This is a genomic window from Paenibacillus sp. T2-29, from assembly GCF_052921365.1.
This window is the reverse complement of sequence record NZ_JBREVE010000008.1, coordinates 206473-222357: the sequence shown is the minus strand read 5'-3', so window position 1 is coordinate 222357 and position 15885 is coordinate 206473. Positions and strand designations below refer to the sequence as shown.

Sequence of the window (15885 nt, the reverse complement as noted above, 5' to 3'; positions counted from 1 at the left end):
TAGGCATGCTGGCTAAACGTATTATTCCCTGTCTGGATGTAAAGGATGGCAGGGTGGTTAAGGGCGTTAATTTTGTGAACTTGCGCGATGCAGGTGACCCGGTGGAGCTGGCTGCGCTTTATGACCGGGAAGGGGCGGACGAAATCGTATTTCTGGATATTTCCGCTTCGGTTGAAGGTCGTGCCACGATGGAAGAAGTAGTTCGACAGACAGCCGGAGAAATTGCTATTCCTTTCACCGTAGGTGGCGGGATATCTCATGTCGATGATATGAAACGCATTTTGCGGGCCGGTGCTGATAAAATCGGCGTAAATACGGCGGCTGTCCGCAACCCACAGCTCATTGCGGAAGGAGCGCGCAGCTTTGGTTCACAATGTATCGTTGTTGCCATCGATGCCAAGTACAATGAGGCGTGGGGCGAATGGGAAGTTTACACGCACGGAGGCCGCACGCCATCGGGCATTCGCGCCTTGGCCTGGGCCAAGGAAGCAGAGCAGCTGGGGGCCGGTGAGATTCTGCTGACCAGCATGAATGCAGACGGAACTAAGGATGGCTTTGACCTGCCGCTGACTTCCGCGGTTTCGGATACCGTAGGGATTCCAGTTATTGCTTCCGGCGGAGCAGGCAAACAGGAACATTTCTATGACGTGTTTACGTCAGGTAAGGCCGATGCTGGATTAGCAGCAACGATTTTTCACTATAAAGAAATCGGAATCCCTGAGCTGAAACGGGATTTGAAGCGCAGAGGAGTGGAGATACGATGAGCAACGAATTGAACCAACAGCTATCACTGGAGCAGCTACTGGATAATGTCCGCTGGAACGAGGCGGGGCTTGTCTCGGCGATTGTGCAGGATGATGCTACACTTCAGGTGTTGACGCTGGCCTATATGAACCGCGAGTCGCTGAAACGGTCTTTGGAGTCAGGAGAGACCTGGTTCTGGTCACGTTCCAGACAGGAGCTGTGGCACAAAGGAGCAACTTCTGGGAATACGCAAAAGATCTCCTCCATCCAGCTGGATTGTGACGGCGATGCTCTATTGGTGCGTGTCATTCCGAGCGGTCCGGCCTGTCATACAGGCGCAACGAGTTGCTTTTCTCGTGATATTTCCGTGCCAGGAACAGCTGTAACACCTGTGGCAGGAAAAGCAGGAGCTCAAGTGTCGGTAACTCGTACCGATGCTATTCCCATTGCTTCAGAAGGCCGCTTTGAGGTGCTTGCCCAATTGGAAGCAATTATTAAGGAACGCGAGGAGACGCGTCCTGAAGGAGCCTACACGACCTATCTTTTTGATAAAGGTGTAGACAAAATCCTGAAAAAGGTTGGCGAAGAAGCATCTGAGACAATCATTGCAGCCAAAAATAAAGATAATGAGGAGTTGCGTCTGGAGGTCAGCGACCTGATTTATCACCTGCTGGTGCTGTTGCAGGAGCGCAAGCTACCACTCGATGACGTGCTGGCTGAGCTGAATCGCCGTCATGAACGCCCTCGTCGTGATTAGGACGGCTATTGTAGGATTTGAAAGGGGGAGGGCTGCATGAAAATTGACTATCATACGCATCATTCCCGCTGCGGGCATGCGATAGGAAGTCTGGAGGAGTATGTGCAGCAGGGGATCCGGCTGGGGCTGGATCAGCTCGGCTTATCCGATCATATGCCGCTGCTGCATGTAGAACCAGCCAACTATTATCCAGAAATGGCGATGCCTATGGATGAGCTGCCCCGATACGTGGAAGAATGCTTGGATCTGAAGGAGCGTTATAAAGGGCAAATTGATATTCGTGTTGGTTTGGAAGGCGACTATATCGAGGGCTGGGAACGCGAAATCGAAGATATCGTCCATGCATACCCATGGGATTATGTGATTGGTTCCGTCCACTTTCTCGGTGAGTGGGATGTCACCGACTTCCGTCAGGTACACCATTGGGAAGGTAAAAATGTGCTAGAGGTGTACCGCACATATTATGATGCGGTTTCCAAGGCGGCCGCTACGGGGTTGTATGACATCATGGGTCATTTGGATGTCATTAAGCGCTTCGGCTATCATCCGAAACCAGAGGAAGAGGAGGAGCTGCGTGAATTGGAGCGCTCCGCACTCTCAGCCGTAGCCCGCAGCGGTCGGGCCATGGAGCTGAATGCATCAGGACTATCCAAACCCTGTGCCGAAATGTTTCCGAGCCGCCGCATGCTGGAGCAAGCTTTCACGCTAGGTATCCCGTTGACCATCGGCTCGGATGCCCATGATCCAGCGAAGCTGTCTGAGCACTTGGAGAAGGCGCGATCACTTTTATATGAAGTCGGCTATCGCGAGCTTGCCGTATTTCAGCATCGTGAGCGTTCACGGGTTCCGTTAACGCTATAATACTATATTAAATGTTATATCTAGTTGCTAGCCGAACGCGCCTTTCATACAGGGAAAATGCGCTCGGCTATTTTGCGTATTTTTGCATATGTATCTATCGGGGTATGAGTACGGAACCGATTTTTGGAATGAGGTAGGATCAACTGTCAAGTCGTTTTGAAGTTGTGGTATACTGAAGGGTATGAACATGCCAGTTACTTTTGAAGGAGGTGCCTTGGTTATTTATGAAAGGGAAACATCTGCGAGTTTCGGAGCCTAGCCCTAAGATTATTGCTTTGCGTTTCGACGCATCTTTCTTTTTTGAGAAAGCTGTGCGCTCGCTTGATCGCAATCATTATGACAAGGCATTGAAATATTTTCGCAAAGCCGTTGAATATGAACCGGATAATCCGGTGAATCATTGCAATATGGCGGGTATATTATCAGAGATGGGGGATTATGCAGGTTCGAATGAGATCCTGTCCTCTGTTCTGAGTGACGTAGACTCGTCGATGACAGAATGTTATTTCTATATGGCGAATAATTACGCTAATATGGAGCAGTTTGAAGAAGCGGAAAAAGCATTGGTCACGTACCTGGAGGAGGACGAAGAAGGCCAGTTTCTTGATGAAGCCGAGGAAATGATGGAGCTGCTCTATTATGAGCTGGACCGTCCGACGAAGCTGAACCGCATTAAGGCCCGGCAGGGAGTGGTTGAGCATGATCAGGCCCGTGTTCTGCTGGAGGAAGGGAAATTTGCTCAGGCAGCCCAACTGCTTAAGCAAATTTCTGAGGAGCAACCAGACATGTTCGCTGCGCGGAATAATCTGGCGCTAGCGTATTACTACATGGGATTGTTCCAAAATGCTAAGGCTACCATTATTCAAGTGTTGGAGGATGAGCCAGGTAATTTACACGCATTGTGCAACTTGGCGATTTTTTATCAGCACGAAGGCGGCGGTCCGGAATTGGATCGTCTGGTTCAAACCTTGGCGGTCACTATACCGTTTCAGGAGGAGCAGGTATTCAAGCTGGCGACCACTATGGGGATTCTCGGACGTCATGAGGAGGCCTACAGACATTTTCGTAGGTTGCTTCATGGCAATGGAGAGAACAATGCGGACGCTTCTTTGTACCATTACACAGCGGTAGCTGCCAGCAATACAGGAAGATATACAGAAGCTCGGCGGTTATGGAGTCATTTGCAAAAGCAGGATGCTTCCTCGGAGGTTCCAAGATTTTTCCTGTCCAGATTGGAAGAGCTTCAGCAGGAAGGTACACCGCTGCAAGTGCTCAGCTATCACTATCATCTCCCGTTTGAAGAGCAATTCCGCATGTGGGAGAAGTTTGGTGCTGAGCAGGTGCCTGACAGTATGAAGAAGGACCCGCTAATCCGGTCATCTTTCTTTTGGGCCTTGCGCCACGGAGACCGGGGAACTCAGCTTCAGGTCATTCAGGCGTTAAGCCTGATCGGTGACGATGAGGTGCGTCAGGCGCTGGAGTCCTTCGTAGAAGACCCAGATCAGGAAAGTGAACTCAAACGCCGTGCTTTGCAAGTATTGCAAGAGCTGGCAGAGCAGGAAGTACAGAATACACACGCGGAAACGGAGCATCCTGAGCGGTTGGAGGCTGAGAAAGATCCGTATACAACCGAAGGTGATATCTCTGCTTCGTCAGTTGATCCACAATGGCAGGCCGTGCTGGACAAGGTACTGACCGTCATGAGCAAATCATCCGATCCGGCCATGCAGCATGATTTGAGATCACTTTGGCAGGAGTATCTGGATCGGCTTGCTCCAGAAGTCCCGATGGTTCAGCATACTGAGGGATGGGCAGCTGCGCTGGAATATTTGACAGCCAAAATGCATCATCATTCAGTCACCTATCAGGAAGTAGCCGACCGCTATGGTATTTCCGTATCGACCGTAAGCCGCTACGCACGTCAAATTGACAGCGTGTGTGGTATCAAACAGAAGCTGAAGCAGCCGCTCTCCACGTTTAAAAAGCAGGTCTGAGACCTGCTCCAAACATCACTTAAAGGAGGCAACAAACGTATGTATAAATCCATAATTATTGGTACAGGTCCTGCAGGCTACACAGCCGCTATTTATTTGGCACGCGCCAACATGAATCCGCTGATCATTGAAGGAATGCAGCCCGGTGGGCAGCTTACCACAACGACTGAAATTGAAAATTTCCCGGGTTTTGAGCAAGGTATCCTCGGACCTGAGCTGATGGATAACATGCGCAAGCAGGCCGAACGTTTTGGCGCTGAGTTTACTTCCGGTTGGGTAGAGGAAGTCGATTTCAGCAAGCGCCCTTTTAAAGTGAAGGTAGAGGGTAAAGGTATCATTGAGGCGGAGTCGGTTATTATTGCTACAGGTGCGTCCGCCAAATACCTCGGCATTCCAGGTGAGCAGGACAATGTAGGTCGCGGAGTTAGCACATGCGCAACTTGCGACGGCTTCTTTTTCCGTGGGAAAAAGATTATCGTGGTCGGCGGTGGCGATTCAGCCATGGAGGAAGCGAGCTTCTTGACCCGTTTTGCTTCCAGTGTAACCTTGGTCCATCGTCGTGACGAATTGCGGGCATCTAAAATTATGCAAGACCGCGCACGCGAAAATGAAAAAGTACATTGGGCATTAAACCGGACTCCTCTGGAAGTTGTGACGGGAGAAACTGGCTTAAAGGGCCTGAAAGTACACAATAATGAGACCAACCAGGATGAGCTAATAGAGGCAGATGGCGTGTTCGTGGCGATTGGGCATACACCGAATACAGGCTTTCTGAACGGACAGATCCATACCGATGAACACGGCTATATTGAAGTGAAGCCAGGCACGACGGAAACGAATATCCCGGGTGTTTTTGCCTGTGGGGACGTTCAGGATAACCGTTATCGACAAGCCATTACGGCTGCGGGAACGGGCTGTATGGCGGCTATGGATTGCGAGAAGTATCTTGAAGGCAGCGCTGTCCACGACTGGAGCGAAACACTGGATCAATAAAGGGTGTCTATAATACACAAAGTGGCTAATGTGAGGGGCTAATGGCCCTTTGTTAAGCTCCGTTGTTTGTTCAGGAAGAGAAAGCCTGGTGCATTTGCACAGGCTTTCTCCTTTTTATGATTATAGTATTTATAAATGTTCAGCGGAGCTGAACAATTCTTTAATCGCAAGGAAAATTTCCGTTAAGCGTGGTCTGGCTTCCTTGAAAGTACGTCAATAGACGTTTTTCTTATGGAGGCATGAGGTTAAAAGTTCAGCTAATCGTACATTTTTCAACAGGCAAGTGTCCTTGACCGTAACGGGGGCTTCAATTATAGTTGGAACGTAGGATTACTATTATGAGGCAGGAATTTTAAGCTATATTTCATACCAGATTTTTAAGTAAACATAAAAGGTGGCTTGGAACATGTCTGAAAGTATCTATGTAGGTGTCGATTTGGGCGGTACCGCGATTAAAGTCGGCATTTGTAATGAAAACGGACAGCTTTTGCACACATATGAGGGACCAACCGAAACCGATAAAGGTGTAGACGTTGTCATTGGTAATATCGAAAAATATGTGCGGCACATTGTTGAGGAATCTCCTTATGAGTGGGATCAACTAAAGGGTGTCGGTGCAGGCGTTGCAGGTTTTACGAATGTTCGTGATGGTATTATTGTCCTCGCTCCTAATATTGGCTTTCGTGACGTACCGATCCGTGCGCTCCTAGAGAACCGGATTGGCAAGCCTGTGAAAATAGACAATGATGCGAATGTTGCTGCGCTGGGTGAGGCTTGGGCTGGTGCAGGCAAAGGCATTGAAAACTGCGTATGCTATACCCTGGGAACAGGCGTAGGTGGCGGTATTATTATAAACGGTAAAATATATCAAGGTTCTTCGGGCATGGCTGGGGAAATTGGCCATATCAGCGTCGTGCCTGATCTGGAGGCTATTCAGTGTGGATGCGGCAAAATAGGTTGCTTGGAAACTGTATCTTCCGCAACAGGCATCATTCGTATGGCCAAGGATGCTGTGGAACGTGGCGACCGGACCTCTCTGGCGCTGGAAGATCACATTGCTGCTAAGGAAGTATTCGATGCTGCTAAAGCCGGGGATGAAGTCGCGCTGCGTATCGTGAACCGGGCTGCCTTTTATTTGGGGAAATCGATGGCAGCTGTTGCCGCTGTGCTCAATCCAGAATTGTTTATTATAGGCGGCGGTGTTTCTAAAGCAGGCGACTTTTTGTTTGAAGAGATGCGTCGCGTATACGCCAAGCTGGCACCTGAACCGCTTCAAAAAGGTGTATATATCGTACCAGCGGTGTTAGGGAATGACGCGGGTATCGTAGGGGCTGCAGGGTTGCTGCTACGCTCCTAATCCACAGGTTGATGATAGGGGTACTGGCATAGAGCGAAGAAGCAGAAGGAGAGGGAAGTCCATATGACAGACAATCTAAAAAATGCTGCGCCGTGGGCAACGCTCATTATTATTACGGGGATGTCAGGCGCAGGGAAGACCATTGCGGTGCAAAGCCTTGAAGACTTGGGCTTCTTCTGCGTTGATAATCTGCCCCCTGTGCTGATTCCCAAATTTGCCGAGTTGATTGAGCAGTCTAACGGTAAAATAGGCAAAGTGGCTCTTGTCATTGATTTACGCGGACGAGAATTTTTCACCGCCTTGTCGGAATCGCTTAATTATATTAAAGATCATTTTACGATTCATTGTGAAATTTTATTCTTGAATGCGAATGACGGTGTTCTCGTACAGCGGTACAAAGAAAGCCGTCGACGGCATCCGCTTGCTCCAGATGGTATGCCTTTGGATGGGATTCGTTTGGAGCGTAAGATGTTGGAGGAACTCAAAAGCTCCGCTACACAGGTTATTGATACAAGTACGATGAAGCCCGCAACCTTAAAGGCGAGGATTATTTCGAGATTTTCTCATCTGGAGAGCAGTATGCTGTCCGTGAATATTACTTCTTTTGGCTTCAAATATGGTATTCCCATTGATGCCGATCTTGTATTCGATGTGCGCTTCCTGCCTAATCCCCACTATGTGGACCAGCTACGTCCACACACGGGACAGGATAGCGATGTATATGATTATGTCATGAAGTGGCCGGAGACTCAGGCGTTCCTGACCAAGTTGCTGGATATGTTGCACTTTTTGATTCCGCAGTATCGCAAAGAAGGTAAAAGCCAGGTCATTATCGGTATTGGCTGTACTGGAGGTAAGCATCGTTCAGTTGCAATATCGGAGTATTTAGGAAAAATGCTGGGTGCCAGCGAGACAGAATCCGTTTCTGTTTCGCATCGGGATGCTGATCGGGACCGGCATTAATGAGGTGAAATCATGAAAGAGACCGGATCACAACGGGAGCGCCCACGTATTGTTGTTATGGGCGGCGGAACCGGCTTGTCCGTCATGCTGCGGGGCTTGAAGCAAAAGCCGCTGGATATTACGGCTATTGTTACAGTCGCTGACGATGGCGGAAGCTCCGGGATATTGCGCAGTGAGCTGCAGATGCCCCCTCCAGGGGATATCCGCAATGTGCTGACTGCCTTGGCTGACGTGGAACCAGTAATGTCAGATATGCTAAAATACCGTTTCGGTGCTGGATCAGGATTGTCAGGCCATAGTCTGGGGAATTTGATCTTAGCAGCGATGACTGATATATCGGGGGATTTTGTAACGGCGGTGCGTGAGCTTAGCCGTGTATTTGCTGTCCGAGGGCGTGTACTACCGGCGGCTGAGGAAGGCGTTGTGCTCAGCGCCGAGATGGAGGATGGCACGGTGATCACCGGGGAGTCCAAAATCCCAGAAGCGGGCGGACGAATCAAACGTGTTTTTCTTGAACCGACTCACGTGGAGCCGTTGCCTGAGGCTGTGGAAGCCATTAATGAAGCCGATGCGATTCTGATTGGTCCCGGCAGTCTATATACCAGCATTTTACCGAATTTGCTTGTACCGAAACTTGCTGAGGCTGTGGTGAAATCAGATGCTATCAAAATATTTGTCTGCAACGTGATGACCCAGCCGGGGGAAACCGATGGCTATACAGTGGGAGATCACCTGCAAGCGATCTATGAGCATGTAGGACATCATCTGTTCGACTATGTCATTGTAAATAACGGAGAAATTCCACCCCAAGTACAGGAGATGTATGCCGAGCAGGGAGCTAAGCCTGTTCAAGTAGACATGGGCGAGCTGGCTGATCGAGGATATAAAGTAGTGGCAGATACGTTAGTTCTGTTCCGCACGTATTTACGGCATGACGCCGACAAACTGAGCCAGCATATTTACCAATTGGTACAAAACTGGATGTTAAGAAGGAGGTGAGTCCCTTGTCCTTTGCGGCACAAACGAAAAAAGAGCTTACGATGATTGAAAGCCAGCCCTGCTGTGAAAAAGCGGAACTGTCTGCGCTCATACGTATGCTCGGATCCGTACAACTGTCGAATAAAAGGGTGATATTGGACGTGTCCACAGAAAATGCCGCGATTGCAAGGCGGATTTACTCCTTGATCAAAAAGCATTTTCAACTTCACATCGAACTGCTTGTACGGAAAAAAATGCGCTTGAAAAAAAATAATGTGTATATTGTCCGTATTCCTAATGGTGTACAAGAGCTGCTAAAGGAGCTTTATATTGTCTCAGAAGGTTTCTTGTTCACTGACGGGATTAATCGGGATATCATTCGGAAAAACTGTTGTAAGCGGGCTTATCTGCGGGGTGCCTTTATGGCAGGTGGCTCTGTGAATAATCCAGAGGGATCGTCTTACCACCTTGAAATTTCTTCGATGTATGAGGAGCATTGTCAGGCGCTAGTTGATCTCGCTAATGAGTTTCATCTCAATGCCCGCTGTATTGAGCGAAAAAAAGGCTTTATCCTTTACATCAAGGAAGGCGAGAAGATCATTGAGCTGCTCAGTATCATTGGGGCGCACCAAGCCTTGTTCAAATTTGAAGATGTACGTATCATGCGCGATATGCGCAATTCCGTAAACCGTATTGTTAATTGCGAAACAGCTAATTTGAACAAGACGATCGGAGCTGCTGTCCGGCAAATTGAGAATATTAAGTTGCTGGAGAGGGAAGTTGGTTTGGAGACCTTGCCAGATAAACTGCGTGAAGTGGCAGAAATTCGGCTTGCTCATCCCGATTTGAATTTAAAAGAAGTCGGGGAAATGCTCAAAGGGGTCGTGAGTAAATCGGGTGTAAATCATCGACTTCGCAAAATTGATGAGATGGCTGACAAAATCAGGGGGGAAAACGGCCTGATTCCGTAAAAGAGGGTCTGTGGGGCTTTTAGAACCGGTTTTTTTAGTTTTTTTTCTAGTGTCTGTCCCGGGTTAATGTTATAATGTGATAAATAAAATGGAGTAAATAGCGTCCAGATTTATTTGATGAGGGGGTAAGCTGACATGTCAAAACATCCAGTAGTTGTACGCTTGAAAACAGGACTGCACGCCAGACCTGCTGCGTTGTTCGTACAGGAAGCGAATAAATATTCATCTGAAATTTTTGTGGAAAAAGAAGACAAAAAGGTTAATGCCAAGAGCATCATGGGTATTATGAGCCTCGCCATCAGTACAGGTACTGAAATCAATATTAGTGCTGAAGGTGCGGACGCCGAACAGGCTGTAAACGCTTTAGTAAGTCTGGTTAGTAAGGTAGAGCTAGAAAATCAATAAACGAGCATTTGCTTTGTGATATGATGTATGCTCTTAGTGAAAGCCCCCTCGGGGGCTTTTTTTTGTATCCAGAAAAAAGCATTCAACCAGCCCCGCCATTAAGCTATTTATGTATATTTATTTGAATATAGCGACCGCGTTAAGTCCAAGCTACAAATAGTTAAAACCCCTAGGTAATGCTCTGTTTCGGAAATTTATACCGCTTGACTGCAACCTTTTCCCGTTTTTTCCGTCTGGAAGGTACAAACATTTTCAAGAAAGAGGCTGACTACAATGAGAGTTTGGACAAAAACAGTAAGCACAGCAATTCTTGCAGGAGCATTATTAGCTGGGGGAATAGCAGGAGGGCTGTGGACGGGAGCTGATCGCGCTTATGCAGCAACGGCGACGACGGCGAATGGTGTAATTAACGTGAGTGGAAGTGGTGAAATAATGGCTAAGCCAGATATCGCTTATCTCTCTATTGGTGTGCAATCGGAAGGGAACACCGCTGCTGCTGCTCAAAAAGCCAATGCTGCGAAAATAAACAAGGTCACACAGCTGTTAAAAGAAAAATGGAGCATTAGTGCAGACGATATTCAGACAAGCCAGTTCTCTGTACAGCCTAACTATACCTATAACGAGAAAGAAGGACAAAAGCTCAAAGGCTACATGGCCAACCATACACTTTCAGTGAAATACCGCAATTTGGACAAAATTGGTCAACTGTTGGATGAGGCAACAAACTCCGGTGCAAACAACGTAGATAATATACAGTTTTCCGTAGAGAATCCTTCCGCTTATGAGGAAGCAGCCATTGCAAAGGCGTTGGATAATGCTCAATCCAAAGCAAGTGCCGTAGCAAAATCAGCTAAACGCGGTTTAGGAGCTCTGGTGAATGTTACAGTAGATGGCGGGGAAGCTCAGGTTTTCACACAACGTGAGAATGCCATGTCCAAAGCGCTCATGGATATGAGTGGCGGAACAGAGATACAGTCGGGTCAAGTAACGGTGAAAGTCCAAGTGTCTGCCCAATATGAGATGAACTAGTATAGACCATTAAGCGGAGCCGCAAGCGCCTGCAACATTGCAGGATGACTTGTTGGCTTCTTTTGTCTATTGAAACCGTTTTGTAATGAGTCTGTCATAGCTAATGGCTGTTAGGTGTACAGATTGAAATCAGAGAGTGTACAGATTGTAAACTACATACAATAGGGTATAGATATAATAAGAAAAGTGATCAAAACACATAGATTATACAGATTTGCAATAGGAGGAATACTTACGATGAACAAACATACAAAAAAATGGGGCTCAGCATTGCTGGCAGCGGGAATTTTAGCAGGGGTTGCGGTTATTCCCGTTTCCTATATTGGGGCAGCATCGACCAAACAGCAGCAAGCGACAACACAGCAGCCAGGGATCGCCATCCAATGGAATGGTAAAACGTTGGCCGCTAAAGGTATTCAAGTGAACGGGAACACCATGATTCCAGTGGCAGCACTGCGTGACAGCTTGGGAATTCCGGTGAGCTATGACACCAAAGAAGGGACATATACAGTGGGGAGTGGGTACAACAAGCTCTATATCGTGGTCTCCTCCTCGGATGCCTATGTCAATGTGAACGGAATCAACACGCGCAGCATGGATGCCAAAATGATCGCCGGGAAGCTGTACATTCCTATGAGTCTGCTGAAAGACTATCTGGGTATAGATGCTCAGTGGAATGCAGTTCAGAAAACCGTAACATTAAGTAAAAGCCAGCTAAATCCAATCACAATTGCATCTCAGACGCTTCCAGCTTCGAGTAATGCAAAGGTCTCTTATAAGATTAAGTATCCACAAATCAGCGGCAGCCAGCTGAATCCTGAGGCTCAACAGGCCATTAATAATGTGCTAAAAAAGCATGCAGAGACAGTATTGGCAGCAGGCAAAAAGATGGTGGCAGAGGGAGAGGTTACAGCAGAAAGACCGTATGATTTCGAGAATGATTTTGCAATTGCCTATAACAAGGACGGTATTCTAAGTGTGATTATGCAGGACTACTCGTATACAGGTGGCGCACATGGTATGACGGCGCGTAAAGGATACACGTTCTCGCTCGCTGATGGCAAGCTGCTGCAATTGTCTGACGTATTGAAGGCAAATCCGAACTATAAAAAGTTTTTGAATGCTGATTTGAAGAAAAAAATTGATGCGCTCCAGGCTGGCGAAGGTTTTGAAAAATTTAAAGAGTTGGCCGCAGATCAGAATTTTTATGTGACCAACAGTGGAGTAACCATCGTGTTTGATTTGTATGATTATGCTCCATACGCGTATGGAATTCCGGAGTTTACTTACTCGTTCGCTCAACTGCTGCCTCAGGGCGCAAAGCCTTTTGCGAGACAAAATCAATAATTTGGATGACCTATATTTTTAAAAAATAGCAAATCAAAAAGGCTGCCTACTGGATACAAAAATCCGAGGCAGCCTTTCTATTTACCAGCTATTCAGAAGTAAACTACTTTTCTTATACACCTTCTGGAGAGGAGCTAGTTAACACTTTATCAATAATACCGTATTCTTTGGCATCATCAGCGGACATGAAATAGTCACGGTCTGTGTCTTTTTCGATGCGTTCCAGTGGTTGACCTGTGCGATCTGCGAGAATGCGGTTCAATTTGTCACGCATTTTCAGAATGCGACGGGCGCGAATTTCGATATCCGTTGCCTGTCCTTGTGCACCGCCCAGTGGCTGGTGAATCATAATTTCACTGTTTGGCAAGGCAAAACGTTTGCCTTTGGCACCTGCATTCAGCAAGAAAGCGCCCATAGAAGCAGCCATACCTACACAAATGGTAGATACGTCAGGTTTAATGTATTGCATCGTATCGAAAATGGCCATACCAGCTGTGATGGAACCGCCAGGACTGTTAATATACAAGTGAATGTCTTTTTCAGGATCTTCAGCAGCCAAAAACAGCATTTGTGCAATAATTGAGTTGGCTACAACGTCATTGACGTCCGAGCCTAACAAAATAATGCGATCCTTCAACAGTCTGGAATAAATGTCATAGGCGCGTTCGCCGCGGTTACTTTGTTCTACTACCATAGGAACATAGCTCACGTCAAAAAACCTCCCTTAAATATCGTTAGTGGATTTGGTGGATATGCCGATTACACATCCCTATTTATAAACTGTTACCGTATTAACCACATGATAAACAATTTCAAACAAAAAGTCAAAGAAAGTCAAACTATTGATTAAAAAAAGAGCGCTCAGCGCTCTTTTTGGTTAAAAACATTATATGGAACAATTAGCCAATCATATAAAACGACGCGCCCGCGAGGAATCGAACCTCGATCTCAGGCTCCGGAGGCCTACGTCATATCCGTTGGACCACGGGCGCACAGATGAACATTACAAGCAACTAACTAATTAATTGGAAACAAAGATGATTATATGATATACGGCATTGAATTGCAAGCTTTTATTACGTGCGCATATTCACATAAAAAGTTGAGAAATATAGGTTCAGATAGACTTGCATGTGAAGCAAATATTGGGTAAGATATACGTGGGACTTAAAAAGTTATCCCGGGACATTTTAAGACCAGTTAGAGATATAGCATAGAGACAGAACTTAGAAGTGTGCGGGAGTGGAAAGCATGCGAAAGATATTAGAAATACAGAAGCAGCTTCTGCCCGACCTCATGGATGTTTTGAAAAAAAGGTACACGATCCTGCATCAGATCATGCTGTCCGAAGTTATTGGACGCAGAACACTGGCAGCTTCACTGGATATGACCGAGCGCGTACTGCGCGCTGAGACTGATCTCCTTAAAGCGCAAGGGCTAATTGAGATTGAGAGTGTGGGCATGAAGGTGAGCAAAGCAGGACTGGATCTGCTGGAACAGCTGGAGCCGATTGCGAACAACTTGTTCGGCCTGTCCCAATTGGAGGATCAGATTCGTCAAGCCTACGGTTTGAGGAAGGTGGTTGTCGTTCCAGGGGATTCGGATGCTTCACCGTTAGCAAAGCAGGAACTGGGCCGTGCTGGCGCAAAGGCGCTGCTGAGTGTTATGGATGACGAGGACGTGGTCGCTGTAACAGGTGGCACGACGATTGCAGATGTGGCGGAACAACTGACATTACCTGCTAACGGCCCGCTTAAAGGCGGATGGTTTGTACCGGCACGCGGGGGTTTGGGAGAGAGCATGGAAATGCAGGCAAATACAATTGCTTCCACGATGGCTCGCAAGGTCGGCGCTCAATACCGTCTGCTCCATGTACCGGATTTGCTCAGCAATCATGCTTACAACTCCTTGCTTGAGGATACGAATATTCAGGATATATTGAGCCTGATTCGAGAAAGTCGTATTATCATTCACGGGATAGGCAACGCCATAGCAATGGCCCACAGACGCAAGCTTGACCCTGAAACCTTCGCCCAGATCAGCAATGAGGGCGCGGTCGCCGAATCGTTTGGTTATTATTTTAACGAAGACGGCGTCGTTGTTCACAGAATGCTGACGCTTGGACTCCGTTTGGAGGACATCAGGCGCACGGAGACGGTGTTAGGTGTGGCTGGAGGCAAGAGCAAGGCGGCTGCTATTCATGCGGTATTGCGTTTCGGACAGGAAGACATTCTTGTCACCGACGAAGGCGCTGCTGCCGAGATTGTAAGCCGTTATTTAAGAGATTAATAAGGTTTTTTAATTGTGTTGTCTTGACGGGCTTTCGGGTCTGTCTTGAATATATAAAACTAAACTAAACGAACTTTGGGAGGAACTCACTCATGACAGTTAAAGTTGGTATTAACGGTTTCGGACGTATTGGACGCCTTGCTTTCCGCCGTATTCAAGACGTAGAAGGTATTGAAGTAGTAGCAATTAACGACTTGACAGATTCCAAAATGCTGGCACATCTGTTGAAATATGATACAACACAAGGTACTTTCCAAGGGGAAGTAGAAGTACATGACGGTTTCTTCAAAGTAAATGGTAAAGAAGTTAAAGTTTTGGCTAACCGTAACCCTGAAGAATTGCCTTGGGGAGACCTGGGTGTAGACATCGTTCTGGAATGCACAGGTTTCTTCACAACTAAAGAAGCTGCTGAGAAACATTTGAAAGGCGGCGCTAAAAAAGTTGTTATCTCCGCTCCAGCTACTGGCGACATGAAAACTGTCGTTTACAACGTAAACCATGAAATTCTGGACGGATCTGAAACTGTAATTTCCGGTGCTTCTTGCACAACTAACTGCCTGGCTCCTATGGCTAAAACATTGCAAGACAAATTTGGTATCGTTGAAGGCTTGATGACTACAATTCACGCTTACACTGGCGACCAAAACACTTTGGATGCTCCACATGCTAAAGGTGACTTCCGTCGTGCTCGCGCAGCAGCTGAAAACATCATCCCTAACACTACTGGTGCTGCTAAAGCAATCGGTCTGGTTATCCCTGAGCTGAAAGGTAAATTGGATGGCGCAGCTCAACGTGTTCCAGTACCAACAGGTTCCCTGACTGAGCTGGTAACAGTTCTGGAGAAAAACGTAACTGCTGAAGAAATCAACGCAGCGATGAAAGAAGCTTCCGATCCTGAAACTTACGGATACACTGAAGATCAAATCGTTTCTTCTGACATCAAAGGTCTGACTTTCGGATCCCTGTTTGATGCAACTCAAACTAAAGTTCTGACTGTTGGCGACAAACAACTGGTTAAAACTGTAGCTTGGTACGACAACGAAATGTCCTACACTGCACAATTGATCCGTACTTTGGAATACTTCGCTAAATTGGCTAAATAAGAATTTCCTTATCGAGCAACATCATAGAGCGGAAACAGGTGTTATTGTTTCCGCTCTTTATATATCAAAATGTGCCTTAAATTCCTGTTTCGTA

The 15885-nt window shown here is 47.1% G+C and carries 15 protein-coding genes and 1 tRNA gene; 14 read left to right on the top strand and 2 right to left on the bottom strand.

The window, feature by feature from the left end:
• The first annotated feature begins 5 nt into the window (after window positions 1-5).
• The 12 genes from hisF (at window position 6) to ACU1JV_RS20880 (ending at window position 12399) form a co-directional block, all read left to right on the top strand.
• A complete protein-coding gene (hisF, locus tag ACU1JV_RS20935; protein ID WP_016820119.1) occupies window positions 6-764 on the top strand; it encodes an imidazole glycerol phosphate synthase subunit HisF in 759 nt (252 codons plus the stop codon).
• Window positions 761-1501, top strand: coding sequence for a bifunctional phosphoribosyl-AMP cyclohydrolase/phosphoribosyl-ATP diphosphatase HisIE (gene hisIE / locus ACU1JV_RS20930; protein WP_058711444.1), 741 nt, complete (start codon window positions 761-763; stop codon window positions 1499-1501). The genes hisF and hisIE overlap by 4 nt, the downstream gene beginning before the upstream one ends.
• 36 nt (window positions 1502-1537) lie before the next feature.
• Window positions 1538-2362, top strand: a complete 825-nt coding sequence (hisJ, locus tag ACU1JV_RS20925; RefSeq protein WP_025675864.1) for a histidinol-phosphatase HisJ — start codon at window positions 1538-1540, stop codon at window positions 2360-2362.
• Between the two features lie 224 nt (window positions 2363-2586).
• Window positions 2587-4356, top strand: coding sequence for a tetratricopeptide repeat protein (locus ACU1JV_RS20920; protein WP_413987305.1), 1770 nt, complete (start codon window positions 2587-2589; stop codon window positions 4354-4356).
• Between the two features lie 39 nt (window positions 4357-4395).
• On the top strand, window positions 4396-5349 hold the full coding sequence (gene trxB / locus ACU1JV_RS20915; protein ID WP_013368806.1) for a thioredoxin-disulfide reductase: 954 nt from the start codon (window positions 4396-4398) through the stop codon (window positions 5347-5349).
• A gap of 406 nt (window positions 5350-5755) precedes the next feature.
• Window positions 5756-6706 (top strand): ROK family glucokinase, encoded by a 951-nt coding sequence (locus tag ACU1JV_RS20910; protein WP_058831115.1) that lies wholly within the window; start codon window positions 5756-5758, stop codon window positions 6704-6706.
• Window positions 6707-6769: 63 nt separating this feature from the next.
• A complete protein-coding gene (gene rapZ, locus ACU1JV_RS20905) occupies window positions 6770-7669 on the top strand; it encodes an RNase adapter RapZ (protein ID WP_013368808.1) in 900 nt (299 codons plus the stop codon).
• Window positions 7670-7681: 12 nt separating this feature from the next.
• Window positions 7682-8668, top strand: coding sequence for a gluconeogenesis factor YvcK family protein (locus ACU1JV_RS20900; protein ID WP_013368809.1), 987 nt, complete (start codon window positions 7682-7684; stop codon window positions 8666-8668).
• A 5-nt stretch (window positions 8669-8673) separates the two neighbouring features.
• A complete protein-coding gene (gene whiA / locus ACU1JV_RS20895) occupies window positions 8674-9618 on the top strand; it encodes a DNA-binding protein WhiA (RefSeq protein ID WP_013368810.1) in 945 nt (314 codons plus the stop codon).
• Window positions 9619-9753: 135 nt separating this feature from the next.
• Entirely contained in the window at window positions 9754-10023 is a 270-nt protein-coding gene (locus tag ACU1JV_RS20890) for an HPr family phosphocarrier protein (RefSeq protein ID WP_013368811.1), read from the top strand.
• Between the two features lie 273 nt (window positions 10024-10296).
• Entirely contained in the window at window positions 10297-11052 is a 756-nt protein-coding gene (locus ACU1JV_RS20885; RefSeq protein ID WP_137077578.1) for an SIMPL domain-containing protein, read from the top strand.
• A 237-nt stretch (window positions 11053-11289) separates the two neighbouring features.
• The gene (locus tag ACU1JV_RS20880) at window positions 11290-12399 is read left to right on the top strand and encodes a PdaC/SigV domain-containing protein (RefSeq protein ID WP_413987306.1); all 1110 of its coding nucleotides are present in this window, start codon (window positions 11290-11292) and stop codon (window positions 12397-12399) included.
• Window positions 12400-12511: 112 nt separating this feature from the next.
• Here the strand turns inward: ACU1JV_RS20880 and clpP are convergent, their stop codons facing one another.
• Window positions 12512-13108: an ATP-dependent Clp endopeptidase proteolytic subunit ClpP gene (clpP, locus tag ACU1JV_RS20875; RefSeq protein WP_013368815.1), complete on the bottom strand. Its 597-nt coding sequence runs from the start codon at window positions 13106-13108 to the stop codon at window positions 12512-12514.
• Window positions 13109-13319: 211 nt separating this feature from the next.
• Window positions 13320-13391, bottom strand: a tRNA-Arg gene (locus ACU1JV_RS20870).
• A 259-nt stretch (window positions 13392-13650) separates the two neighbouring features.
• On the opposite strand from ACU1JV_RS20870, the gene ACU1JV_RS20865 reads away from it, so the two are divergent.
• Both ACU1JV_RS20865 and gap read left to right on the top strand, forming a co-directional pair.
• Window positions 13651-14688, top strand: coding sequence for a sugar-binding transcriptional regulator (locus tag ACU1JV_RS20865; protein ID WP_013368816.1), 1038 nt, complete (start codon window positions 13651-13653; stop codon window positions 14686-14688).
• Between the two features lie 92 nt (window positions 14689-14780).
• Window positions 14781-15791, top strand: coding sequence for a type I glyceraldehyde-3-phosphate dehydrogenase (gap, locus tag ACU1JV_RS20860; RefSeq protein WP_013368817.1), 1011 nt, complete (start codon window positions 14781-14783; stop codon window positions 15789-15791).
• Window positions 15792-15885: the final 94 nt, after the last annotated feature.